21 protein-coding genes are annotated in these 24,284 nt (G+C 73.6%); all 21 read right to left on the bottom strand.

The genetic code is table 11. The features are described from left to right. Positions 1 to 75: 75 nt before the first annotated feature. Positions 76 to 1,353 carry an ABC transporter substrate-binding protein gene (locus tag DWV08_RS02750; RefSeq protein ID WP_115412402.1) on the bottom strand — a complete coding sequence of 426 codons (1,278 nt, stop codon included), beginning with the start codon at positions 1,351 to 1,353 and terminating at the stop codon, positions 76 to 78. 272 nt (positions 1,354 to 1,625) lie between these two features. Then, the gene (locus DWV08_RS02745; RefSeq protein WP_115412401.1) at positions 1,626 to 4,724 is read right to left on the bottom strand and encodes an alpha-mannosidase; all 3,099 of its coding nucleotides are present in this window, start codon (positions 4,722 to 4,724) and stop codon (positions 1,626 to 1,628) included. Positions 4,725 to 4,782: 58 nt separating this feature from the next. Then, complete coding sequence (locus DWV08_RS02740; protein WP_115412400.1) at positions 4,783 to 6,105, bottom strand: glycoside hydrolase 5 family protein; 1,323 nt, start codon at positions 6,103 to 6,105, stop codon at positions 4,783 to 4,785. A 242-nt stretch (positions 6,106 to 6,347) separates the two neighbouring features. After that, a complete protein-coding gene (locus DWV08_RS17265; protein ID WP_277601777.1) occupies positions 6,348 to 6,503 on the bottom strand; it encodes a glyoxalase superfamily protein in 156 nt (51 codons plus the stop codon). Next, positions 6,467 to 6,886: a glyoxalase superfamily protein gene (locus tag DWV08_RS17010; RefSeq protein ID WP_277601776.1), complete on the bottom strand. Its 420-nt coding sequence runs from the start codon at positions 6,884 to 6,886 to the stop codon at positions 6,467 to 6,469. Before DWV08_RS17010 ends, DWV08_RS17265 begins: the two co-directional genes overlap by 37 nt. Before the next feature lie 168 nt (positions 6,887 to 7,054). After that, complete coding sequence (locus DWV08_RS02730; RefSeq protein WP_115412399.1) at positions 7,055 to 7,786, bottom strand: hypothetical protein; 732 nt, start codon at positions 7,784 to 7,786, stop codon at positions 7,055 to 7,057. A gap of 41 nt (positions 7,787 to 7,827) precedes the next feature. Beyond that, positions 7,828 to 8,754 (bottom strand): RluA family pseudouridine synthase, encoded by a 927-nt coding sequence (locus tag DWV08_RS02725; protein ID WP_115412398.1) that lies wholly within the window; start codon positions 8,752 to 8,754, stop codon positions 7,828 to 7,830. Next, complete coding sequence (gene lspA / locus DWV08_RS02720) at positions 8,751 to 9,368, bottom strand: signal peptidase II (RefSeq protein WP_162801482.1); 618 nt, start codon at positions 9,366 to 9,368, stop codon at positions 8,751 to 8,753. Before lspA ends, DWV08_RS02725 begins: the two co-directional genes overlap by 4 nt. Continuing rightward, positions 9,365 to 10,054, bottom strand: a complete 690-nt coding sequence (locus tag DWV08_RS02715) for a DivIVA domain-containing protein (RefSeq protein ID WP_115412397.1) — start codon at positions 10,052 to 10,054, stop codon at positions 9,365 to 9,367. Before DWV08_RS02715 ends, lspA begins: the two co-directional genes overlap by 4 nt. 95 nt (positions 10,055 to 10,149) lie before the next feature. Further along, complete coding sequence (locus DWV08_RS02710; protein WP_115412396.1) at positions 10,150 to 10,440, bottom strand: YggT family protein; 291 nt, start codon at positions 10,438 to 10,440, stop codon at positions 10,150 to 10,152. A gap of 8 nt (positions 10,441 to 10,448) precedes the next feature. Continuing rightward, positions 10,449 to 10,937 (bottom strand): cell division protein SepF, encoded by a 489-nt coding sequence (locus DWV08_RS02705; RefSeq protein ID WP_115412395.1) that lies wholly within the window; start codon positions 10,935 to 10,937, stop codon positions 10,449 to 10,451. 199 nt (positions 10,938 to 11,136) lie between these two features. After that, complete coding sequence (gene pgeF / locus DWV08_RS02700) at positions 11,137 to 11,877, bottom strand: peptidoglycan editing factor PgeF (RefSeq protein WP_115412394.1); 741 nt, start codon at positions 11,875 to 11,877, stop codon at positions 11,137 to 11,139. Continuing rightward, positions 11,874 to 13,193: a cell division protein FtsZ gene (gene ftsZ / locus DWV08_RS02695; protein WP_115412393.1), complete on the bottom strand. Its 1,320-nt coding sequence runs from the start codon at positions 13,191 to 13,193 to the stop codon at positions 11,874 to 11,876. The genes pgeF and ftsZ overlap by 4 nt, the downstream gene beginning before the upstream one ends. A 206-nt stretch (positions 13,194 to 13,399) precedes the next feature. Further along, the gene (locus tag DWV08_RS17005; protein WP_244923656.1) at positions 13,400 to 14,137 is read right to left on the bottom strand and encodes a cell division protein FtsQ/DivIB; all 738 of its coding nucleotides are present in this window, start codon (positions 14,135 to 14,137) and stop codon (positions 13,400 to 13,402) included. A gap of 464 nt (positions 14,138 to 14,601) precedes the next feature. Next, positions 14,602 to 16,113: a UDP-N-acetylmuramate--L-alanine ligase gene (gene murC / locus DWV08_RS02685; RefSeq protein WP_115412391.1), complete on the bottom strand. Its 1,512-nt coding sequence runs from the start codon at positions 16,111 to 16,113 to the stop codon at positions 14,602 to 14,604. A 35-nt stretch (positions 16,114 to 16,148) separates the two neighbouring features. Then, a complete protein-coding gene (murG, locus tag DWV08_RS02680) occupies positions 16,149 to 17,237 on the bottom strand; it encodes an undecaprenyldiphospho-muramoylpentapeptide beta-N-acetylglucosaminyltransferase (protein ID WP_115412390.1) in 1,089 nt (362 codons plus the stop codon). Beyond that, positions 17,237 to 18,631 (bottom strand): putative lipid II flippase FtsW, encoded by a 1,395-nt coding sequence (gene ftsW / locus DWV08_RS02675; protein WP_115412389.1) that lies wholly within the window; start codon positions 18,629 to 18,631, stop codon positions 17,237 to 17,239. The genes murG and ftsW overlap by 1 nt, the downstream gene beginning before the upstream one ends. Beyond that, complete coding sequence (gene murD, locus DWV08_RS02670) at positions 18,628 to 20,136, bottom strand: UDP-N-acetylmuramoyl-L-alanine--D-glutamate ligase (RefSeq protein ID WP_115412388.1); 1,509 nt, start codon at positions 20,134 to 20,136, stop codon at positions 18,628 to 18,630. Before murD ends, ftsW begins: the two co-directional genes overlap by 4 nt. Further along, the gene (gene mraY, locus DWV08_RS02665; RefSeq protein ID WP_115412387.1) at positions 20,133 to 21,233 is read right to left on the bottom strand and encodes a phospho-N-acetylmuramoyl-pentapeptide-transferase; all 1,101 of its coding nucleotides are present in this window, start codon (positions 21,231 to 21,233) and stop codon (positions 20,133 to 20,135) included. Before mraY ends, murD begins: the two co-directional genes overlap by 4 nt. Continuing rightward, the gene (locus tag DWV08_RS02660) at positions 21,230 to 22,702 is read right to left on the bottom strand and encodes a UDP-N-acetylmuramoyl-tripeptide--D-alanyl-D-alanine ligase (RefSeq protein WP_115412386.1); all 1,473 of its coding nucleotides are present in this window, start codon (positions 22,700 to 22,702) and stop codon (positions 21,230 to 21,232) included. The genes mraY and DWV08_RS02660 overlap by 4 nt, the downstream gene beginning before the upstream one ends. A gap of 2 nt (positions 22,703 to 22,704) precedes the next feature. Further along, on the bottom strand, positions 22,705 to 24,282 hold the full coding sequence (locus DWV08_RS02655; protein WP_115414880.1) for a UDP-N-acetylmuramoyl-L-alanyl-D-glutamate--2,6-diaminopimelate ligase: 1,578 nt from the start codon (positions 24,280 to 24,282) through the stop codon (positions 22,705 to 22,707). Positions 24,283 to 24,284 lie beyond the last annotated feature (2 nt).

The raw sequence follows: 24,284 nt of genomic DNA, 5'->3' as shown, positions 1-24,284 counted from the left end.
CGGGACGCGGCCGACGGGCCGCATCGGACGGGGCGGTGCCGGCCCCGCCCGGCGGCGGGCGGGACCGGCCGCGCCTCAGGCGAGGTTCTGGTTGCCGTACTCGACCGCGGAGTCGAGGGCCTCCTGGGCGGAGAGGTCACCCTGCATCGCCTTGGCCATCTGCTGGACCAGGTTCGTGCGCATGTCCTCGGTCCACAGCACGTTGGTGGTGTCCACGGCGTTCTGCATCGACTCCGACGCCACCTCCACCGCCCGGTTCGCCAGCTCCAGGTCGCTGGTCTCGGCGAACTTCGAGGGATCGGCGGCGGCCTTCTGGGTGCCGGGCAGGAAGCCCTGGGCGAGGGTGCAGAACGCGATCTGGTTCTCGTCATTGGTGAGGAACTGCGCGAAGGCGAGCGCCGTCGCCGAGTTCGCCGACATCTTCGAGACGCAGATCCCCTGCACGAACAGCGGCGGGTTGCCGAAGCGCGGGGCCACCACGGTGTTCTCGAGGAGGGAGGGGGCCTCCTTCTCGAGGTCGCCGGCGAAGGAGGAGGTGGCGGTGGTCCACAGCACCTTGCCCTGCTTGTACAGCGTGGCGTTGCCGGTGTAGTCGTCGTTGAGCACCTCCGGCGGCATCGCGCCGTCGGCGTAGAGATCCACGTACTGCTGCAGCAGCGCGACGTTCTCGGCGGTGTTGAAGTCGAACTCGCCGGCGTCGTTCGAGGTGATGACGATCTCCGGCATGTTCGAGACCACCGGGTTCTCCGCGCCCTCCTCGTGGGCGGTGCGGGCGAGCTCGAACATCTCCTCCATCGAGGTGGGCAGCGAGGACTCGTCCACGCCGTAGGCGGAGAGCTCGCCGAGGTTCCACCAGTTCATGTCCGTGCCCAGGTACCAGGGGAACCCGAAGGAGCCCTCCACCTGCGGGAACTGATAGCCCTGCACGGCCCCCTCGACGTAGGTGCTGGACAGCTCCGGCACCGCCGCGCCCAGGTCGAGCAGGAAATCGGTGGAGGCGAGCGGGTAGGCGAGATCCGGAGGGAGGTTGATGACGTCCGGGAGGGCATCGGAGTTCGCCTGCGCGAGCACCTTGTCCTGGTAGCCCTCGCCGGGCTGGTCCATCCACTGGACGGTGGTGCCGGGATTCTGCTCCTCGAAGTCCGCGATGACCTTCTCGAAGAAGGGCGTGAACGTCTCGTTCTTCAGCGACCAGGACTGGAAGGTGATCTCCCCGGTGACCTCGCCGGAGGCGGCCTCCTCGGCCGCCTCGTCGCCGCCGCTGCCGCCGTTGCCGGAGAGCCCGCACCCGGCGAGCGAGACGGCGGCGGCGCCGGAACCGGCGGCGAGGAAGGAACGACGGGTGGTTGCCATGACGGGACCTCTTCTGTGGCGCGACTCTTCGATGAGCGGGTGGTCGGCGCCCCGTGCGGACACCGGAGTCCGATCACTAAAGCGCTCAAGCGATCATCGCACCGACGCCCTCCCCTGTCAAAGCACCGACCGGGCGCACGGGGCGCGGGCCGCCTCCGGACGCCGCACCGGCCGCTTCGAACCGCCCCCAGGCACCAGGCACGCGCACCCGCCCCGTGCACACGGCGGTGCCGGGGATCCGCGAGATCCCCGGCACCGCCGTGGTCGGCGCGTCAGATGCGCACGCGCACGCTCGTGATCTCGAAGGGTCGCAGCGCGAGGTCCATCGCCGAGCCCTCCGTGCGCGCCGCGCGGTGCCCCAGCGGCGCGCCCGCCGTGAGCGGCCGCTCCAGCAGGTCGACCACCTCGAGCACGCGGGCGCCGGGCACCTCGAGGGTGGTGCCGGTGCGGCGGCCCTCCGCCTCGTAGAGCCGCACCACCAGGTCCCCGGAGCGGTCCTCGGCCAGCTTGACCGTCTGGATCCGGGCGCTGCCGCCGGCGTCCTCGCCGTCCCCGAGCCGTGCCACCGGCGCGAGCTCGTCGGCGCGCTGCACCGTGCGCAGCGGCTGGTTCAGGTCCTCGCCGAGATCGATCGCCTCGCCCACGGCCGCCCCCGGACGGATCGCGTAGCGCAGGCGGTAGCGGCCCTCCTCCGCGAGGGGGTCCGGGAACTGGGCGGCCCGCAGCACGGTCGCCCGCACCACCGTGGTGGTGCCGCCGTCGTCCTCGCGCAGCACCCGGCGCACGTCGTGCCCGTAGGAGGAGTCATTGGCCAGGGCGATGCCGTAGTCCGCCTCCGCGACGCGCACCCACCGGTGGGCGCAGGTCTCGAAGCGGCCGAAGTCCGCGGTGGTGTTCACCGGGACCGGCCGGTCGATGTGGCCGAACTGGATCTCGCTGCTCATCACCGCGGCGCGGACGTCCAGCGGGAAGGCGAGCTTGAGCACCTTCTTGCGCTCATGCCAGTCCACGTCGAGGTCGATCCCCAGGGCCGCGGCGCCGGGGGCGACCGAGTAGGTGACCGTGATCCGCGAGCCCGTCCCCACCGAGGGCATCCCCTCGTACGGGCGCTCGGCGGCGCCCTCGGCGCGGGTGCGGTAGGTGACCGCCACCTGGACGGTGCCGTCCTCGGCGCGGGTGAGCGCCGGGGCGCCCTCCGCCTCGAGGTCGCGGTGCACGTGGCGGTAGAACTCGTCGATGTCCCAGGAGTCCCAGGCGTTGGGGGCGTCGCGGTGCAGCTGGAGCAGCGCTCCCGCGGCGCCTGGCGCGATCGCCTCGCGGCCGTCCGCGCCCTCGCGCAGCGAGGTGAGCAGGCCGCGCTCGTCGATCGTGACCTGCAGGGCGTCGGTGCGCACCGTGACCGCACCGCCCGCCTCCTCCACCTGCGGCGCCGCGCCGGGAGCCGCGGGAGCGGCGAGCGCGAGCGGGGCGACGCCCCGGCGGGTGCGGCCGGCCGAGTTCGCGGTCAGCGCCGTGCCGGAGTCGTCGCCGAGCGCCTCGAGGGCGGCGGCGACCAGTGCTTCGCCGCGCTCGGTGATGTGCTCGTAGGACTGCTCGGCCTCGCGGTGCACCCAGGCGATCGAGGAGCCGGGCAGGATGTCGTGGAACTGCAGCAGGAGCAGCTTGTCCCAGAGGGAGTCGATCTCCTCGTGAGGGTAGGCGAAGGAGTCGACCAGGTGGGCCGCGGTGGCGCTCCACAGCTCCACGTCGTGCATCAGCGCCTCGGTGCGGCGGTTGCCCTGCTTGCCGTGGATCTGGGAGGAGTAGGTGCCTCGGTGCAGCTCGAGGTAGAGCTCGCCGTTCCACACGGGCGGCTCCTCGTAGTCCTCCCGGGCGCGGTCGAAGAAGTCGCAGGAGGTGGACCACTCCACCTTCGGGGCCCCGTCGAGATCGGCGAAGCGCTCGGCGGAGGCGAGCATCTCCCGGGTGGGGCCGCCGCCGCCGTCGCCCCAGCCGGTGGGGGTCAGGCCCAGATGGCTGGCGCCCTTGTCCTTGAAGTTCTCCTCGAAGTAGGCGAGCTCCGCCGCGGTGAGCTGCCCGTTGTAGGCGTCGATCGGCGGGAAGTGGGTGAACTGGGTGGTGCCGTCGATCCCCTCCCACTGGAAGGTGTGGTGGGGGAAGGTGGAGTACTGGTTCCAGGAGACCTTCTGGGTGAGGAAGGCGTCGTTGCCGGCGAGCGCGCAGATCTGCGGCAGCGCGGCCGAGTAGCCGAAGGAGTCCGGCAGCCAGGTCTCCCGCGTCTCCACCCCGAACTCGTCGAGGAAGAACTTCTTCCCGTGCAGGAACTGGCGCGCCATGGCCTCGGAGCCGGGCATGTTGGTGTCCGATTCCACCCACATGCCGCCCACCGGCACGAACCGGCCGGCGGCCACGTGCCCGGCGATGCGGCGGAAGAGCCCCGGGTACTCGTCGCGGATCCACTGGTACTGCTGGGCGGAGGAGCAGGAGAAGGTGAGCTGCGGATAGCGTTCCAGCAGCCAGCACACGTTGGAGAAGGTGCGGGCGCACTTGCGCTTGGTCTCCCGCAGCGGCCACAGCCAGGCCGAGTCGATGTGGGCGTGTCCGGTGGCGATCACCGTGAGCGCCGAGGCGTTGGCCGGGGCCTCGAGCACGCCGCGCAGCCGCTCGCGCGCGTCCGGGGCGGTGCCGTGGAGGTCGTCGGGATCGGCGGCGTCCAGCGCCTCGCCCAGGGCGCGGAGGATGTCGAAGCGGCGCGCGGACTGCTCGGGCAGGGTGTGCATGAGGCCGTTCAGCGCCACCACGTCCTGCTCCAGCTCCCACACGCTGCGCGAGCGCCAGGCCAGCTGCAGCGTGGTGAGGTCGTAGATCGGGTCCTCGCCGGCGGTGGCCGGGTCCCCCAGCGCGGTGGGGGCGAAGGTCCAGTCCCCCGGCACGTTGGGGTTCGCGGCGCACTCGAGGTAGTAGTCCACCCGTTCGCCGGGCTCGAGGGTGAGGTACTGGTTGTAGGGGTTGACCGCCTTGACGGTCTCGCCCTCGGGGGTCCAGATCAGCGCCTCGGCCTGGAAACCGGGCATGTTGGTGAAGGAGAGGTCGAGCTGCAGCTCGATGTCGCGGTCCTCCCCTGCCGTCCAGCCAGCCGGCACCTCGCCGGTGACGTGCAGCCACAGGGTGGACCAGGGGCGGCCCCAGCGGTCTCCCACGGAGACCGGGGTGTAGCTCTGGTGGCGCGCCTGCTCGAAGGGCACCGGCTCGCCGGGCACCTCCCAGGCCTCGATGGTCAGCGGTGCGGTGGCCAGGTGGCGGCGGGCGGGCAGCATCTCGCGGAGGAACCGGCGGACCCGGTCCTCGCTGGTGGGGCGGTTGTCGTGCATGAGGGTCTCCTCGGGACGGTGACGGCCGGCGTCTCACGCGCCGGTGGTGGGAAGGGGGTCAGCGGCCGATGACGGGACTGGCGCTGTGGTCGACCACGGGCGCCGCGACCATGCTCTCAGCCTCCACGGCGAGCGGGCGGACGGTGCCGGCCAGCGCGTCCTCGACCCAGCGGGGGAAGATCTCGCCGCGGGGCGAGAGCAGGGAGCGGTTGCTGCCGTCCGGTGCGAGCCCCTCGATCACCAGCGGCGCCGGGAGCGCCGCGCCGGGGACCGCGACGGGACCGTCCTGCCGCGACGCGGCGGCGCCCGCCCCTCCCGAGGCGCTCTCGGCGGTCGCGGTCGCGGTCCCGCCGCCTGCGGCCCGCTCCCGCGCGATCTGCGCGATGGCCTCGCCGACGGGCTTGAGCCGGCCGTGCTCGTCGAACAGGCCCAGGCTGTACTCGACCTCGGGGAAGTCGGCGAGCTCGCGGCTGACGTCGTGCGAGCACCACCAGGTCACGGCCTCCACGGCGGGGCTGTCCAGGGCGCTGCGGATGCTGGCGTCGGCGAAGGCGGGGGCGTCCTCGGCACTCACCCAGGGAGTGGGCGCCCCGATCTCCTGCAGCCAGATCCGGCGGTCGGCCGGCGCACCGAGCAGACGCTGCCACAGCGCCGCCACCTCGATGAGGTAGCGGCCGAACAGGCCCAGGCCCGGGTGCCCGGCGCCCAGGCGCTGACCGGCCCCGGTGAACACCCAGGAGTGCACCGTGGTCGAGGCGCCGAGGTGCACGGCGTCCTCAGGGGTGAAGGGGTGGTCGTCCTTGAACCAGAGGCAGTCGTCGAAGCTGTGGTGGCTGCGGCGGCCGGGCAGCGCCTCGTCGACGGTGGCGAGCAGGTCCCGGGTCCAGGCGGTGGCCTGCGCGCTGCTGACCGCATCGGGGTCGGGGTGGTAGGAGACGGCGAACTGGCCGATCTCGTTGCCGAGGGTCATGCCGGTGACGTGGGGGCGCCGGGCGAGCTCGCCGCCGAGCACCCGCGCGAGCTGGTGCTGCGCACCGACCACGTCCGGATCGGTGAAGAGGTTCCGCCGGTGCCAGGTGGAGACCCAGGCCGGCAGGAAGTCGTAGCTGGAGAGGTGACCTTGCAGCAGGTCCACCGAGATGTCGAGACCGTGCTCGCCGGCGAGGTCCACCACGGTGAGCACGTCCGCGATCGCCGCGGCGGGGATCAGCGTGCGGTTGGGCTGCAGCAGCGGCCACAGCGGGAAGATCCGCACGTGGTCCAGCCCGAGGTCGGCGATCTGGGCGAAGTCCTCGGAGACCGCCGCCGGATCGAGATCGCCCCAGGAGTGGAACCACCCCTTCCGCGGGGTGTAGTTGACGCCGAGAGCAGCTGAGGACATCGATGACCACCTTGCTGTGGGACGGAGCGGGTGCACGGAGAGGACCGCCCGGCCGGGGCCGACGGTGGCTCTTAAGCGGTTTAGGAAGCGTACCATCGCTCCGCTGTGCACGGTGGGGGTTCATCCCCGACCCGGGCTCCGCACCGGCGACGGGCTCTCCGCCCCGGAGCAGCGCGCCCCCGCCGGGAGCATCCGGCGCCGCACGACGCGCGCAGGCGTCGCCCTTCCGGTCCGCGCGGCGGTCACCGCGCCTCGGGTTCGCAGAAGCGCAGCACGTTGCCGAAGGGATCGGGGATCTCCATGGTGGGCCCGCCCGGAGCGTCCGCCTCGACGCCCGGTCGTACGCGCGGGTGGGGACGGGTCAGGAGCTCGGCGTGCAGGGCACGGACGTCCGCCACCGGTATCCAGACGACGGTTCCCGGTGTCCCGTCGCCGTGTGGTGCTCGGTGAGGTCCAGTGTCGTCGCGCCCCGCCGCAGGCGCGCGTACAGCGGCATCCCCGGGGAGAACCGATGCTCCCACTCGACGGCGAACCCGAGGTGGTCGACGTAGAACCGGCGGGCGATGTCCTCGTCCTGGATCCGCAGCAGCGGGACGGCCGGTCCCATCCCGCCCCGTGACCGCGACAGCTGCGCCGTCGCGGTGTTCCAGTCGCGGAACCCGAGCTGGTGGGCGACGTGCTCGAGGGCCTGTGCGTGGGAGATGTCGATCCCGGAAGCGGCGAGGCTCCTGCGGAGCGCTCTCGCGGCCGACTTCGCCTCGTCGGGGGTGAGGTGGTCCATGATGTGCCGTTCCCGGCGTCGTCTCGGTGGTCGGTGCCCGCGTTGCCGCCTCGCGACGCCGTGGATGCACGATCAGGGCGGGTGGTCCTCTCGATGCGTTCACCGTGCCGACGGGGTCGGAGCGGGCGGCGGGCCCATCGAGCGCCCGCTCTCACGATACCTCGCCGCTCACCTCCCGTCCTCCTCCGCGTCCTGGTCACGGCGCATGTCCGCCAGGAGCGTGTTCATGTAGTCGTGGACGTCCTCGTAGCTGAGACGGCGCTCGTCGCGCCGCGGCGGCATCCCGCCCACGAAGGCGCCGCCGTGCCACGCCATCGAGTCGTCGGGCAGGGTCGGGTCCGCGTCGCGCCACAGGTCGATCGGGATCGCGTGGGCGGCGAGGTCGCGGGCGAGCGCCTCCGCCTGGGCGGGCTCCCCGCGGCGCTGCAGCACCGCGACGAGCAGCGACTGCGCGGCCCAGGCGAGGGCGTCGTCGTCACGGCGCTCCCCCGGGTCCACGGACTCCTGCACCAGGGCGAGGTAGCTCGCGGCGAGCTCGTCGGCGCCGTCCTCGTGGTGGTCCTTCGCCACTCGCAGGGCGACCTTCGGCACCAGGTCCCGCGCCTCCCACAGCACGGCCGCGCCCACCAGCGCCATCCCCACCCCGGTCGGGAAGTCGGGGTCCAGGGCGAGGGCGGTGGCGGGCGACCTCCCGGCACGACGGTCGTCGTCGGCGGCGAGGAACTCCTGGACCGAGCGCGCGATCGCCGCCCGCGCCGCGTCGTCGTCCCGCAGCGTGACCTCGGCGTGTGCAGGATCCAGGCCCAGCCGACGGGCGACCCGCGCCAGGGGGAAGTCGGGACGGGACAGCGCCGCGTCGCGGGTGGGCGCCAGCGCGCCGGGAAGATGCTCGTCGCTCATGCCTCGACCGTAGCGCGTCACGAGGGCGCGGAGGGGGCCGCTCAGCGCTCGCGCAGCGCCTCCAGCGCCTGCTGGAGATCGGAGGGGTAGGTGGAGGAGAACGTCACCTCTCGGCCGCTCACCGGGTGGGTGAAGGTCAGCTCCATCGCGTGCAGCCACTGGCGCCCGAGCCCCACCTTCGCGGCGAGGGTGGGGTCCGCACCGTAGAGCGGGTCGCCCACCAGCGGGTGTCGCAGCGCGGCCATGTGCACTCGGATCTGGTGGGTGCGGCCCGTCTCCAGGCCCACACGCAGCAGGGTGGCGCCGTGCAGCGCCTCGAGCGTCTCGTAGTGGGTGACCGAGTGCTTGCCGTCCTCGCGCACCGCGAACTTGTAGTCATGGTTCGGGGAGCGGCCGATGGGGGCATCGATCGTGCCGGAGGGCTGATCGGGCGCGCCCTGGCACACGGCGTGGTACACCTTCCCCACCTCGCGGGCGCGGAAGGCGTCCTTGAGCGTGGTGTAGGCACGCTCGGTGCGGGCCACCACCATGAGCCCGCTGGTGCCCACGTCCAGGCGGGAGACGATGCCCTGCCGCTCCGGATCCCCGCTGGTGCGGATGGCGACGCCGGCGGCGGCGAGGTGGCCGAGCACCGTGGGCCCGGACCAGCCGGCGCTCGGGTGCGCGGCCACGCCCACGGGCTTGTCGATGACGACGATGTCGTCGTCCTGGTGGATGAGGCTCATGCCCTCGGCGATCTGGGGCCGCACCGCGACGGCGGGCTTCTCGTCCGGCAGCTCGACGTCCACCATCGCGCCGGGCTCGAGACGGGTGGAGCGGGCGGGCATCTGCCCGTCCACGAGCACGTGGCCGGCCGTCACCAGCTCGGCGGCACGGGTGCGGGAGAGCCCCAGCATGCGGGAGATGCCCACGTCCACCCGTTCGCCGGCCAGACCGTCCGGGACCATCAGGGTGCGGGAGGCGCTCATCGCCCGTCCTCCTCCGCGCCCTCGTCGACGGCCCGCTCCTCCCCCTCCTGGGCGGCCTGCTCCTCGCCCTCGGCGGGATCGGCGGCGACGCCCAGCAGGCCCAGCAGCACGATGAGCAGCGCGCCGGCGACCACGCCCATGTCCGCGACGTTGAACACCGGCCAGCGCGGCAGCTCGAGGAAGTCCACCACCTCGCCGTGGAAGGGCGAGGGGGCGCGCAGGAGCCGGTCGTGGATGTTCCCCAGCGCGCCGCCCATCACGAGGCCCAGGGCGAGCGCGTACCAGGGCGAGCGCACGGCCCGCACGGCGAACACGATCACGCCCAGCACGATCGCGATCTGCAGGCAGGTGACCACCGGCGTGATCTCCGAGCCCATCCCCCAGGCGGCGCCGGAGTTGTACAGCAGGGTGAGCTGGAGCACCTCGCCGAGGAACGGCTGCGGCTCCAGCAGCGGCAGGTTCGCCACCGCCCAGTTCTTCGTGACCTGGTCGATCACGGCGAGGACGAGGGCGAGGGCGGCGATCGTGGCGAGGACCGCGCGGCGGCTCAGACGGCGGCGAGCGCCGGACCCCGCGGGCCCGGCGCTCGCCGACTCGGTGGCAGTGCTGTTCACAGACCGAAGTTCGCCTGCTTGTCCTGCGTCTCGCTGGTGTCGAGATCGCGGAGCTGGTTCTCCAGGTAGTTGCGCAGGCGGTTGCGGTAGTCCCGCTCGAAGTTGCGCAGGCCCTCGATGGTCTTGTCGAGCTCGGCCTTCTTCTCCTCGAGCTCGGCGAGGGTGACGCGGGACTTCTCCTCGGCGTCGCCGACGATCCGCTTGTGCTCGTCGTTCGCCTCGGTGATGAGGCGGTCTCGCTCGTCCTCGCCCTTCTTGACGTACTCGTCGTGCAGACGGTTGGCCAGCGCGATGATCCCGGCGGCGGACTGGTCCGGGGACTCCTGCGCGCCGGGCGCCTCGACGACCGGCTGCTGCGCGGTGGTGTCCGCGGCGGCCGGGGTCTCCTCCGCGGCCTCGTCCTGCTCGGAGGTGACCGGGGCGGTGTCGATGATCGCATCGGTCTCGCCGGTGGCGGCGGTGTCCGCGGCGGGGGTCGCCTCCGCGGCGCCGGACTCGAGCTCCGCGATGCGGTTGTGCGCCTCCTCGAGCTCCTTCTTCAGGCGCTCGTTCTCGGCGATCAGTTCCTTCAGACGAGGCTCGACATCGTTGTCGAGGAAGTTGTCGACCTCGTCCATGTCGTAGCCCTCGGAGAACCGAACGGGGGTGAACCGCTGATTCTGCAGGTCTTCGGGCATCAGAGCCATGGGTCACCTTTTCCTAGTCAATGCGTCAGAAGCGCGGTGGGCGCAGTGCGGTCAAGCGTAGCCGATGCGGCGCGGGTTCCCGAACGGGAGCGTGCTCACATCGCCATGCCGCCCAGGACGCGCAGCAGGATCCAGCCCAGGATCAGAAGGATCATCAGGCTCAGATCGAGCGACACCGCGCCCAGGCGCAGCGGCGGGATGAGGCGGCGCAGCCCCTTCACCGGCGGGTCGGTCAGCGTGTAGACGACCTCGAAGAGCACCAGCACCGGCCCGGACGGGCGGAAGTCCCGGGCGTAGGACTGGATCCACTCCAGGACCAGTCGTGCCAGGAGCAGGAGCAGGTAGATCAGGACCGCGAGGTAGAGGATGCCGGCGATGAGCTGCACGGAGCCCCTCAGCTCTGGTTGTAGAAGCTGCCCTCGTCGGCCGAGGTGTCCCCGTCGACCTGGACGAACTCCGGTGAGAGCAGGAACACCTTCGAGGTGACGCGCTCGATGGTGCCGCGCAGGCCGAAGACCAGACCGGCGGAGAAGTCGACCATGCGCTTGGCGTCGCCGTCCTGCATGTCCGAGAGGTTCATGATCACGGGCACGCCGTCGCGGAAGGACTCGCCGATCGCCTTGGCGTCGTTGTAGGAGCGCGGGTGGATCGTGGTGATGCGGTGCATCGACTCCTCCACGGCTGGGGCCATCGCGACCACGTTGGAGTGCTGGCGGATCGGGGTCACCTGGGCCTCCCGTTCGGGGGCGGGCTCGGGAGCCCGCTCGGTGCGGCGGGACGGCGCGGCGACCTCGTCATGGCGGGCACGCTCGTCCTCGTAGTACTCGTCGTCGACCTCGTTGGCGAGGCCGAGTGCGACCATGGCGTTGCGCCAGGTTCCCATCGCAGATCTCCCAGTCTGTTGTTCACGCTGACCTGGACTCCGGGGAAGCACGGGGAGTGCGCGGGAGCCCGTCCCCCAGAAAGTACCGCAGGCGTTTCCCGGTGACCGGGAGGCGCTCGGCGTGTCGGGGCGTGTCGGGGCGCGTCGGGGCGGCGTGCGGGCAGGCCCCGACCGGTCCCGCGGCCGGCCGCGGCCCTGCTCACTCCCGCCGGAGCACGCCCGCGAACCGTCCGGTGCGGGAGCTGCGGCGGTAGGAGAAGAAACGCTCGTCCTCGAGGGTGCAGGGAGCCTCCGCGGCGATCGCCTCGCGGGGGACGCCGGCGGCGTCGAGAACGGCCACGGCCCCGGCGCGCAGATCGAGCGCCGGCGTGCCCCACGAGGTGGTCGCACGGGCGGCGGGCAGCTGCGCGGCCGTCTCCTCCCGCATCGACTCGGGCACCTCGTAGCACGCACCGCAGATCGATGGGCCGATGCTCACCTCGAGGCGCTCCGGGCGGGCACCCCGGCCCTGCATGGCCTGCACGGTGTTCTGCAGCACCCCACCCAGCAGCCCCTGCCGCCCCGCATGGGCGACGGCCACCACCCCTGCCTCCGGATCGCTGAGCAGCACCGGCAGGCAGTCGGCGACCATGATCGCCAGTGCCACGTCCCGGCGATCGGTGACCAGTGCGTCGGCCGTGAGGACCGGCACCTCGCCCGAGCTCGGGAGCACGTGCACGTCCGCGGAGTGCACCTGGTCCACGAACACCAGCGGCGCGCCCATCTCCACCGCGAGCAGGGCGCGGTTGCGCTCCACCGCGGCCTCGTCGTCGCCGACGTGCCGGGCCAGGTTCAGCGAGGCGTGGTCTCCCGTGCTCACTCCCCCGTCCCGTCCCGTGAACAGGGCACGGGCCCCGCGATGACGCGGGGCCCGTGCGGCCGGTGAGAGGGGACGACTCACTTGAGGAAGGAGGGCAGGTCGAGGTCGTCGTCGTCCGCCGGCGGCTCCTCGATGTGCGGCGGGCGGGCCGCCTCGCGCTCGGGGGCGCGGGGCGCGGGCTGCGGGGCGGCCTGCGCCTGCTGCGGGGCGGCCTCGCCCTCGGTCTCGGCGGCGTCGAGCACCTCGGTCTCCGGCTCCTGCGCGCTGGGGCGCGACGGGGAGAAGGACTGCTGCGGCAGGCCCCACGCACCGGGCGCGGCCGCGGCACCGCTCTGGGCGGGACGCTGCTCCTGCACGGCCGGACGGGGCTGCGGGGCGCGCTGCGCCGGCGCCTTCTCCGCACGCGGCACGGCACGCTGCTGCGGTGCGACGTCCTGGCGCGGGGCGGGGCCGCCGCCCTCGAAGCCGGCCGCGATCACCGTCACGCGCACCTCGTCGCCGAGGGCGTCGTCGATCACGGAGCCGAAGATGATGTTCGCATCCGGGTGCGCGGCCTCCTGCACCAGGCGCGCCGCCTCGGAGACCTCGTACAGGCCTAGGTCGCTGCCGCCCTGGATGGACAGGAGCACGCCGTAGGCGCCGTCGATCGAGGCCTCGAGCAGCGGGCTGGAGACCGCGAGCTCGGCGGCCTGCAGGGCGCGGTCCTCGCCGCGGGCGGACCCGATGCCCATCAGCGCGCTGCCGGCGCCCTGCATCACGGACTTCACGTCCGCGAAGTCGAGGTTGATCAGTCCCGGTGTGGTGATCAGGTCGGTGATGCCCTGGACGCCGGAGAGCAGCACCTGATCCGCGCTCTTGAAGGCGTCGAGCATCGAGACCTGCTTGTCCGCGATGGAGAGCAGGCGGTCGTTGGGGATGACGATGAGGGTGTCCACCTCGGCCTGGAGCGCGGCGATGCCGGACTCGGCCTGGGTGGAGCGGCGGCGGCCCTCGAAGGTGAACGGGCGGGTCACCACACCGATGGTCAGCGCGCCGAGGCTGCGGGCGATGCTCGCCACCACCGGCGCGCCGCCGGTGCCGGTGCCGCCGCCCTCGCCGGCGGTGACGAAGACCATGTCGGCCCCGCGCAGGACCTCCTCGATCTCCTCGGCGTGGTCCTCGGCGGCCTTCTTGCCGACCTCGGGATCCGCGCCGGCGCCGAGCCCGCGGGTGATCTCCTGGCCGACGTCGAGCTTGACGTCCGCATCGGACATCAGCAGGGCCTGGGCGTCGGTGTTGATCGCGATGAACTCGACGCCCTTGAGCCCGGACTCGATCATGCGGTTGACGGCGTTGACACCTCCGCCGCCGACGCCGACGACCTTGATGACTGCGAGGGAGATCTGGGTTCCGGCCACGTTTGGGTCCTTGCTCTTGTCGTTCCTCCGGGGAGAGGGGCCTGCGTCGCACCTGGTCGTGGACTTCCGAAACCCTAGACCTCGAGTTGAGGTTCGGACTTCGGGGCGCCTCTCCTTTCCCTCGACGCTAAGGACGAGGGCACGTGCACGCAAACACCGCCTGCGCGTGTCGGCCCCGCAGGGCGTGCCAGATCACCGCGGGCGGCTCAGCGGGTGACGGGTGCGACCGGGGAGGAGACGTCGATGACGTCCCCGGGCCGGCCCAGCAGCGCCTGCACCACCTCGGCCTTGAGCTCCGCGTCGTGCGCGTCGCCCCAGACGACGGTCTTGGCGCCGCCGTCCTCGAGCGCCAGCTCGAGGGTGACGTCGCTCGCGCTCGAGGCGGTCACCTGTGTGATCGCGCCGCGCAGCGGGGAGGGCACCGTGGCCAGCACCTCGCTCATCGCCGTCGCGGCGCTCTCCGGGTCCTCCGCGCCGCTCTCGACGGCGAGCGGGGTCAGGGACTGCCCCTCCCCCGCCGCGGCCGGCAGCTCCTCGCCGTGCGCATCGATCACCGCGGTGGTGCCGTCGGTGCGGGTCAGCACGGCGACGGGCGCCGCCTCGGTGACGGAGATCCGCGCGCCGTCGGGCCAGACCCGCTCGACCTCCGCGGACTCCACGCCCGGGATCTGCTCCACCTGCTCGGCGAGGGCGCCGGTGGGCAGCAGCAGCACGCTGTCGCCGAGGCGGGGCGCGGCCACGTCCTGGATCTCCTCCTGCTGCAGGTATCCGGTGCCCGCCACGGTCACCTCCCGCAGCTGCAGGGCGGGCAGGAAGATCACGGTGGTGAGAGCGGCGACGAGCAGCAGCACCGTCAGCGCCGCCCCGGCCAGGAGCGCGCGTCGGCGGCGGCGCCACGGCCGGCCCACCACGAGCTCGCGGAACCGGCCGGCGGCCTGCACCACGCGGCCGCCGTCGTCGGACGGCGCGGTGGGCGCCGCGGCGCCCACCGGCCGCGGACCGCCACGGCGGAGGGGACGCGGCGCGGGCGAGGGCGAGGCCGCCGACCGCGCCGAGGGCGCGGAGCGGGCCGTGCCGGCCGACCCGGCCGAGCGGGGCGACGGCGCCGACGGAGGCGCGCCCGCGGAGGGGGCCGACGGGGCCGACCGCGCGGACGGGGCCGAGCGGGCCGACGGCGCGGAGCGGTGCGACGGATCGGGGGCGGCGCTGCGCGAGGACGAGGCTGCACCGCGTGCGCCGGTCGGCGCCGACGGGCGGGCGGGGGCGCCGCCGCGGGGCCGCGGCCGACGATCGGCGGAGCCTCCGGATCGCGCCTGCTCGGGGGCGGGGCGGGCGGGCCGCGCCGCGCCGCCCTCGGCCGGCGGGCGCGCCGCGGGGCGAGGGCGCGGTGCGGTGGGGCGGCGCGCCATCAGTCGCGGCTCCGGGGCGCATCGAGCGCGGCCATCAGCGCGGGCGTGAGCTCCACGATGTCCCCGGCGCCGAGCATCAGCAGCAGATCGCCGGGGCGCACCGCGGCGACGACGCCCTCGGTGAGCTCCTCCAGCCCGGCCACGGGCACCACGCTCCCCGCGGCGCGGGTCGTGATCGTGGTCGCGTCCACGCTGGGATCCGGCTCCTCGCGGGCCGCGTAGACGGGCAGCACCCAGGCGGCGTCCGCGGCGGACAGCGCCGCGGCGAACTCCTCGGCGAAGTCGCGGGTGCGGGAGAACAGGTGCGGCTGGAAGCCCACCAGCACCCTGCCTCCCGCGGGCTGCGCGGCCACGATCCCCCGGGCGGCGGCGATGGTGGCCGCCACCTCGCGGGGATGGTGGGCGTAGTCGTCCACCACGGTCGCCCCACCGGCGGTCCCGGCCACGTCGAAGCGTCGCGAGGCCCCGGTGAAGCTCCCCAGGCCGGTGGCGAGGGAGGCCAGGGGCACCTCGGGGGCCGCGGCGGCGACCGCCGCGAGGGCTCCGAGGGCGTTGAGCACGTTGTGGTGGCCGGTGACGGACAGCTCCGCGGTGAGCGCCCCGCGCGGCGTGGCGAGCTCGACCTCCGCACCGCGGGCGCCGCTGCGCTCCGCGCGCAGCGACCAGTCCGCCTCCGGGTGCTCGCCGTAGGCGATGACGTCCAGGCCGCGCTCGGCGGCCCGGTCCCCGAGGGCGCGGGCGCCGGGATCGTCGGCGCACACCACCAGGGTGCCGCCGGCCACGAGCCGCTCCGTGAGCGCGTCGAACGCGGCGGTGAGCGTCGCGGCGTCGCCGTGGAAGTCGAGGTGGTCCGGTTCCAGGTTGGTCACCACCAGCGCCCGGGGCGTGAACGCGAGGAAGGAGCCGTCGGACTCATCGGCCTCCACCACGGCGAGCCCGCCCGCGGCGGCGCCCGGCCGCGCGGAGAGGCCGGCGTTGCGGCCCAGGTCAGGCATCGCTGCCCCGAGCGCCCAGGCCGGGTCCAGGCCCGCGCCCCGCAGCGCCGTCACCGCCATGCCGGTGGTGGTGGTCTTGCCGTGGGTGCCGGCCACCGCCACCAGCTCGCGGCCGCGCAGCAGGCCCTCGAGGGCGGCGGCCCGGTGGATCACGGGGATCCCGCGCTCGCGCGCGGCGAGCACCTCGGGGTTGTCGGCCCGCACCGCGGTGGAGACGATCACGAGGTCGAGGTCGTCGGCGAGCAGAGAGGCGTCGAAGCCGATGCCGATGCGGGCACCGGCCTGGCGCAGGGGCCCGATGAACTGGCCGTCCTGGGAGTCGGAGCCGCTCACGGCGAGCCCTGCCTCCAGGGCGAGACGGGCCACCGCGCTCATCCCGGCGCCGCCGATCCTCACCACGTGCACCGAGCGCACCGCGGCCCCCTCGGGCCAGCGGGCGTGGGTGATCACGCCGCCCGGGCGGAGGATCGTGCGGGGCTCCACCGGGGCGGGGGCGTTGTGCAGGGGGTCCGTCATGGGGTCACCGTAATCCGCGGGGCCGGGCGCGCCGGTCAGGCTCGGCGTGCGACGCCCGTCACCACGTCCGCCATCACCTCGGCAGCGTCGGCGATGCCGAAGGCGCGCGCCGCCGCGGACATCTCGGCCCGTCGTGCCGGATCACGCAGCAGCGGCAGCACGACCGCACGCAGGTGCGCCGCATCGAGCTCGGCGTCGGGCACCATCAGGGCACCGCCCGCGGCCACCACCTGCTCGCCGTTCAGCGCCTGCTCCCCGTTCCCGATCGGGAGCGGCACCAGCACGGAGGGGAGCCCCACCGCGGTGAGTTCGCTGACGGTTCCGGCGCCGGAGCGGGTCAGGGCCAGATCCGCCGCGGCGTAGGCATCCTCCATGGCGCTGACGTACTCGCGCACCACGTACCCGTCGCGGGGCGTCAGGCCCTCCGCCTTGCCACGGCCGGTGACGTGGAGGATCTGGGCGCCGGCCTCCGCGAACTCCGCCGCGACCTCCGCGACCGCGGCGTTGAGGCGCTGCGCCCCGAGGGAGCCGCCCGTGGCCAGCAGCACCGGGCGGGCGGGGTCCAGGCCGAGGGCGCGCACCGCCGCGTCCCGTCGGGCGGGGCGGTGCAGGTGCGCGATCGCCTCCCGCATCGGCATCCCGATGCGGCGGGCGCCGGGGAGGGTGGAGCCCTCGAAGGCGGTGAGCACCGCGGCAGCGCGGCGGGCGCCCAGGCGATTCGCGAGTCCCGGCCGACGATTCGCCTCGTGCACCACCAGCGGCGTGCGGGACCGCGCGGCCGCGAGGTAGGCGGGCGGGCACACGTAGCCGCCGAAGCCCGCGACCACGTCGATCTCCCGCTCCCGCAGCAGCGCGCCCACCTGCCGCAGGGTGGCCGCGAACCGGCCCGGGAAGCGCAGCGCGGAGCCGTTCGGACGGCGCGGGAAGGGCACCTTGTCGATGGTGACCAGCTCGTAGCCGGCCGCGGGCACGAGATCCGCCTCGAGCCCCTCCTGGGTGCCCAGCACGATCACCTCCGCCTCCGGGCTGCGGCGGCTGATCTGCGCGGCGGTGGCGAGCAGCGGGGACACGTGCCCGGCGCTGCCGCCGCCGGCGAGGAGGATGCGGGGGGCGGTGGAGGACATCAGGACCTTCGGGAGGAGGAGGCGCCCCGGCCGGAGCGCCGCGAGCGGGAGGAACGGGCGGGACGGGAGGAGCCGGTGGCGCCGGAGGACGCGGCGGCACGACGACGCGGCGCGGGCAGCACGCTGATCGAGTTCCGCACGGCGCTCACCCGGGCGCCGATCGCCTCGGAGGCCCCGGGCTCGCGGCGGGCGAAGGAGAGCAGCACGCCGAGCGCCGTCATCGACGCGAGCAGCGCCGAGCCGCCGGAGGAGATGAACGGCAGCGGCACGCCGATCACGGGCAGCAGCCCCGTCACCACCATCATGTTCACGAAGGCCTGGCCCAGCAGCCAGGCGCTGATGCCGGCCACGGAGATCTGCATGAAGTGGTCGTCGAGACGGGTGATCATCCGGAACATGATCAGGGCCAGCGCGGAGAACAGGGCGAGCACGCCGAGCGTGCCGATCAGTCCCAGCTCCTCGCCGATGATGGCGAAGATGTAGTCGTCCTCGGCGGCCGGGAGGCGGCCCCACTTCTGCCGCGACTCCCCGAGGCCCACACCCCACCAGCCGCCCTCGGCCAGCCCCATCAGCCCCTGATCGGACTGGTAGCAGGAATCGCCCTCGCAGATGCCGTGGATCCAGTTGGTGATGCGCGCCATCCGGTTCGAGCTGGTCACCGTGAGCGCGAGGATCCCCAGCACGGCGGCGGCGCCGGCCGCCGCGAACCAGCGGCGCGGGACCCCGCCCACCCACACGGCGCCCGCGACCAGCATCGCCATGATGAGCATGGTGCCGAGGTCATGGCCGAGCATCACCAGCCCCAGGGCCAGCAGCACGCCGGGCGCGAGCGGGAACAGCAGATGCGCGGGGCGGTGCAGCAGCGGGCGCTTCATGGCCAGCAGCGCACCGATCCACACCGCGAGGGCGAGCTTGAGGAACTCCGAGGGCTGGAAGGTCTGCCCGCCGATCCGGATCCAGTTCTGGTTGCCGTCCACCGCCCAGCCCAGCCCCGGGACGAACACCAGGCACTGCAGTGCGAGACCGACGCCGAGCAGCGGCCAGGCGGCGCGGCGGTAGAAGCCCGGCGGAAGCATCGCCGCGACGACGAGCAGCACGAGGCCCAGCCCGGCGAAGGTGCCCTGGCGGAAGAGGCCCGCGAACCCGGAGTTCCCGCGAGAGATGTTCAGCACCGCGGAGGAGGACAGCACCATCACGAGGCCCACGCTGACCAGCAGGGTGCCGATGACGATCAGTCCGTAGAAGTCCAGCGCCGGGGACTTCAGCCAGCCGGCCACGCCGTCGCGCACGCGGCCGCCGATGTTGCCCAGCGGCTGCTCCTCGTCGGGGCGGATCACCCCGGTCGATCGACGTGCCGCCGGGCGGGAGCCCGTGCGGGTGTCCTCCACGGTCATGCGCGCTCTCCTGGCAGTCGGGACACGGCCGCCGCGAACAGATCCCCCCGCTCCGCGTAGTCACGGAACTGGTCGATGGAGGCGGCCGCGGGTGCCAGCAGCACCACGTCCCCCGGACGGGCGAGGGAGTGGGCGGCGCGGACCGCGTCCTCCATCAGCCGGGATCGCCCGGCGACGTCGCCAGTGTCACCCGGATCGATGCGCCGCAGCGGGACCTCGGGTGCGTGTCGCGACAGCGCCGCGGTGAACGGGGCGTCGTCCCTGCCCAGCAGCACCACGCCGACCAGGCGGTCGCGCACCGTGGCCACCAGGGCGTCGAGATCGGCGCCCTTGGCGTCGCCGCCCGCGATCCACACCACGCGCGCGGCCGCGGCGAGGGAGGCGGCCGCGGCGGCGGGGTTGGTGGCCTTGGTGTCATCGACGTAGCCGACGCCGTCCACGGTGGCGAGGTGCTGGGCGCGGTGGTCGCCCATCCGGTAGGCGCGCAGGCCGTCCCGCACCGCCGCCGGGGCGACCCCGTGGGCGCGCGCGAGGGCGGCGGCGGCGAGGGCGTCCAGCACCACGTGCGGTCCGGCTCCCCGGGCGCCCAGGTGGGCGAGGTCCTCGAGGGAGGCGAGCTCCGCGGCGGCGGTGCGCCGCTCGGCGAGGAAGGCGCGGTCGACGAGCAGCCCGTCGATCACGCCGAGCTCGGAGAGCCCGGGCGGGCCGAGGGTGAGGCCCACGGCGCGCGCGCCGTCGACCACGTCCGCCTCCTCGACCAGAAGCTGGGTGGTGGGGTCGGCGACGCTGTACACGCACGCGCTGCGCACGCCCTCGAAGATCTTCCCCTTCGCCCGCGCGTAGGCCTCCGCGCCGCCGTGCCAGTCCAGGTGGTCGTCGCTGACGTTGAGGACCACGGCCGCCTCGCAGTCCAGATGCTCCGTCCAGTGCAGCTGGAAGCTCGACAGCTCGATCGCCAGCACGTCGAAGCCCTCCGGGTCCAGCGCCGCCTCGATCACGGGCAGTCCCACGTTGCCGCAGGCCACCGCGCGCAGACCGGCGTGGTGGAGGATCGACTCGAGCATGGTCACGGTGGTGGTCTTGCCGTTGGTGCCGGTGATGCCCAGCCAGGCCGGACCGTCGGCGCTCTGCATCCGGCGGGCCAGCTCGATCTCGCTCCACACGGGGATGCCGGCCTGCTGCGCGGCGCGCAGGAGAGGCTGGTCGGGGCGCCAGCCGGGCGAGGTGACCACGAGGTCGATCTCCCGGTCCGCGGGAAGGGCGTCGAGGTGCTCGGGGCCGAGGCGCACCTCCACGCCGAGCACCTCGAGGATCCCCGCGCGCTCGCGCAGCGACGCGCTGTCCGCGCCGTCGATCACCAGCACGCGGGCGCCGCGCTGCATGGTCTGATCGGCGATCGCGTAGCCGGAGACCCCGAATCCCGTCACCAGGATCCGCAGGTCGCGCACGTCCAGCCCGGGCCAGGCACGCTCCTCGGCGGGGCCGGCGGACCCCGTGGCGCTCATGAGGTGAGCCTCGGCAGCGCGTCGAGGTAGAACAGGCCCAGTCCCACGCCGGCGAGGATGCCGGCCACGATCCAGAAGCGCACCACGATGGTGACCTCGTTCCAGCCCTTGAGCTCGAAGTGGTGCTGCAGGGGCGCCATCCGGAACACCCGCTTCCCGGTGAGCTTGAAGCTGGTGACCTGGATGATCACCGACAGCGAGATGATCACGAACAGGCCGCCGATGATGGCGCCGACGATCTCGGTGCGGGAGATGATCGTGAGACCGGCGATGGCGCCGCCGAGGGCGAGGGAACCGGTGTCCCCCATGAAGATCTTCGCCGGGGAGGTGTTCCACCACAGGAAGCCCACGCAGGCGCCGATGAGCGCGGCGCACAGCACGGCCGTGTCCAGCGGGTCACGCGCGTCGTAGCAGTGCACCAGGCCCCCGGCGTCGAGGTCCACGGTGCACACCTGCCGCCACTGCCAGAAGCTGATGATGAGGTAGGCGGCAGTGAAGATGATGGTCGCGCCGCTGGCCAGACCGTCGAGCCCGTCGGTGAGGTTGACACCGTTGGACCACGCCGCGACCAGGAAGTTCGCCCAGATCGCGAAGAGGATGAAGCCGGCGACGGTGCCGAAGAAGGCCAGGTCCAGCCAGGGGATGTCCCGCACGAAGGAGAGGTGCGTGGAGGCGGGGGTGAGACCGTTCTCGTCCGGGAACAGCAGGGCGAGCACCGCGAAGGCGGTCGCGACCACGAACTGCCCCAGGAGCTTGTAGCGCGGGCGCAGCCCGGTGCTGTCCTGCTGGGAGATCTTCAGGTAGTCGTCGAGGAAGCCGACGAAGCCCAACCCGATCATCAGGAACAGCACCAGCAGCACGGACACGCTCGGCGAGGTCCACAGCAGCAGGTGCGTGAGCAGGTACGCGAGCAGCACCGCGAGGATGATCGCCACGCCGCCCATCGTGGGCGTGCCGCGCTTGGTGGCATGGGTGGTGGGCCCGTCGTCGCGCACGAACTGGCCGTAGCCGTGGCGCTCGAGCACCTTGATGAACAGGGGCGTGCCCAGGATCGAGAGGGTCAGGGCGATCGCACCGGAGATGATGATCGCGATCACTGGTCGGCTCCCGTCGGAGTGGTGTCCTCGGTCTCGCGACGCTCGGCCAGGTGCTCGATGAGCGGCCCGGCGATCCGTCGGAGCCCCGCGTCCCGCGAGGACTTCAGCAGCACCGCGTCCCCGGGCCGCACGGTCCGTTCTAGCACAGCGATCGCCTCCTCGACCGTGTCGAGGTACTCGGACTCGCCGCCGAAGCTTCCCTCGAGGCTGGCCCCGTGGTGGATCGGCGCGGCGCCGTCCCCCACCACGTAGAGCTGGGAGATGTTCAGGCGCACCGCGAGGCGGCCGATCTCGTCGTGCAGGCGCACGGTGTCCTCCCCCAGCTCGAGCATCTCGCCGAGCACCGCGATGGTGCGGTGGCCGCGTCCCAGATGGGCGAGGGTCTTCAGCGCCTGCCGCATGGAATCGGGGTTGGCGTTGTACGCGTCGTCGATGACGAGCGCACCGCCGGCCTCGAGCACCTGCATCCGCTGTCCGGAGGCGATCCGGGCGCCGTCGAGGGCCGCGGTCGCCGCTGCGGGGTCCACCCCGGCGACCAGTGCGGCGGCGAGCGCCGCCAGCACGTTGGCCGCCTGGTGCTCGCCCAGGAGATCGGGACGCACGGCGTAGCGACCGGGGGCGATCGGGGCGCCGTGCAGCGAGGCGAGCCCCTCGGGCACCTCGAGGGTGAAGCTCACCCGGGCGCGCTCATCAAGGCTCAGCTCCGTGCCGCGCACGTCCCCGGCACTGAACCCCCAGGTGAGGACGGGTGCCGCGGAGCGCTCTGCCATGCCCAGCACCAGGCGGTCCTCCGCGTTGAGGAGGGCGCGGCCATCCGCGGCGAGGGCCTCGACCAGCTCGCCCTTGGCGCGGGCGGTGGCCTCGATGCCGCCGAACTCGCCCAGGTGGGCGGAGCCGACGTTGAGCACCAGCGAGATGTCCGGGCGCGCGATCGCGGTGAGCTGGGCGATGTGGCCCACGCCCCGGGCGCCCATCTCGAGCACGAGGAAGCGCGTGGCATCGGTGAGGCCCAGCACGGTGAGCGGCAGGCCGAGCTCGTTGTTCAGGCTCCCGGCCGGGGCGATGACCGGCCCGGCGGTAGCGAGGACGGTGCCCAGGAGGTCCTTGGTGCCGGTCTTGCCGGCGCTTCCGGTCACGGCGAGCACCACCAGCCCCGGGTTCTCCCGGCGTCCCCGGTCCAGCTGCGCGGTGGCGAGGACGGAGAGCGCCTCGCGCACGTCCGGGACCTGCACGGCGGGCACCCCGCGGTCCTCGGTGACCAGGGCGAGCGGAGCCCCGGCGGCGCGGGCGGCGGCCAGGAAGTCGTGGCCGTCGGCGTGCTCGCCGAGGAAGGCGGCGAAGAGGTCCCCGTCGCCGACCTCGCGGGAGTCGATGCGGGCGACGCCGGAGACGGTCTCGTCCCCGGTCGCGCCGCCCACGAGGGCGCCGCCCGTGAGGGCGGCGATGTCCCGTGCAGTGGTCTGGAGCATGCTCAGCGTCCTTCGTCCATGTCGTCGGCGCCTCCGCGCGCCGGATGTGCGTCCCGCAGGGCGTCCCGCAGTCGGAGGCGGTCATCGAACGGATGGACGATACCGCCGATCGTCTGTCCGGTCTCGGCGCCCTTGCCCGCCACGAGGATGGTGTCCGCCACGTCGGCCAGGTAGGCCGCCAGGGCGATCGCCTCCCCACGCCCGTCCACCTCGTGGACCTGCGCCGTCGTGCCCTCCTCGATCCCGGAGAGCACCTCGCGGCGGATCGCGGCCGGATCCTCTCCGCGCGGGTTGTCGTCCGTGACGATCACCACGTCCGCGAGCTGGGCGGCGGTGCGCCCCATGAGCGGTCGCTTGGTGCGGTCGCGGTCGCCGCCGGCGCCCATCACCACGAGCAGGCGACGGGTGCCGGGCACGGCGCGCAGCGTCAGGAGAGCCTGTCGGAGGGCGTCGGGAGTGTGGGAGTAGTCGACGATGCCGCGCACGGGCGCATCGGCGACCGGCTCCATCCGGCCCGGCACGGTGCCGGCCTCGCCCAGGGCCCGGACCACGTCCTCGCCGCTGCGGCCCACGGCGGCCAGCAGGAGCTCGGCGGCCAGGGTGTTGGCGACGTAGTGGCGGCCGGGGAGGGCGGCGTGCAGCGTGCGGGAGCCGCCCGGACCGTCCACCACGAAGGTGGTGCCGTAGCCCTCGGCGCGCAGGTCCCGGGCGCGGTGATCCGCCGCGACGTCCTCCCGGGTGGTGTAGGTGGTCACGGGGATCTGCGCCTCGCGCGCGAGGCGCCGGCCCCACTCGTCGTCCACGCACACCACGCCGTGACGGGCATGGGCGGGGGTGAACAGCTGCTGCTTCGCCGCGAAGTACTCCTCCATCGTGCCGTGGAAGTCGAGGTGGTCCTGGGTGAGGTTGGTGAAGCAGGCGACGTCGAAGACCACCTCGTCCGCGCGGTGCAGCACCAGGGCGTGGCTGGAGACCTCCATCGAGACCGTCTCCACGGCATCCTCCGCCATCCGCGCCAGCAGCCCGTGCAGCTCGGGGGCCTCCGGGGTGGTGCGCACGGTCGCGATCGCGTGGTCGCGCCCGTCGGCGCCGCGGTAGCTGGTGCCGCTGGTGCCGATGGAGCCAGCCGGGACGTCGAGCGCCAGCAGGGTGCGGGTGATCGCCGTGGTGATGGAGGTCTTGCCGTTGGTGCCGGTGACGCCGATGGTGGCCAGCCGCCGGGACGGCCGTCCCTGGACCACCGCCGCCGCGACGGCGGTGGCGGCGCGGGGATCGGCGACCTCCAGCACGGCGAGTCCGGCCGCCTCGCAGCGCCCGCGGCCCTGGGGGTCGGTGAGGACCATGACGGCGCCGCGTGCGGCGGCCTGGGCGGCGAAGTCCGCGCCGTGGGCGTTCGCGCCGGGCAGCGCGCACCACAGGTCCCCCGGCTCCACGGCGCGGGAGTCGAGGGTGACGCCCTGCAGCGTGAGGTCGGTGCTCGGCGCCGGGGCCCCCAGCACGGCGGCGAGCTCCGCGGCGGAGGCGCCGTGCGGACGGCGCGGGCGGGCGGGTTCGGGAATGCTCCCGACGGTGTCGCTCATCG

The organism is Brachybacterium saurashtrense, from assembly GCF_003355475.1.
GTDB lineage: Bacteria > Actinomycetota > Actinomycetes > Actinomycetales > Dermabacteraceae > Brachybacterium > Brachybacterium saurashtrense.
Note: the sequence above shows the minus strand (reverse complement) of the source record. Positions and strands in the feature narration are given on the sequence as shown.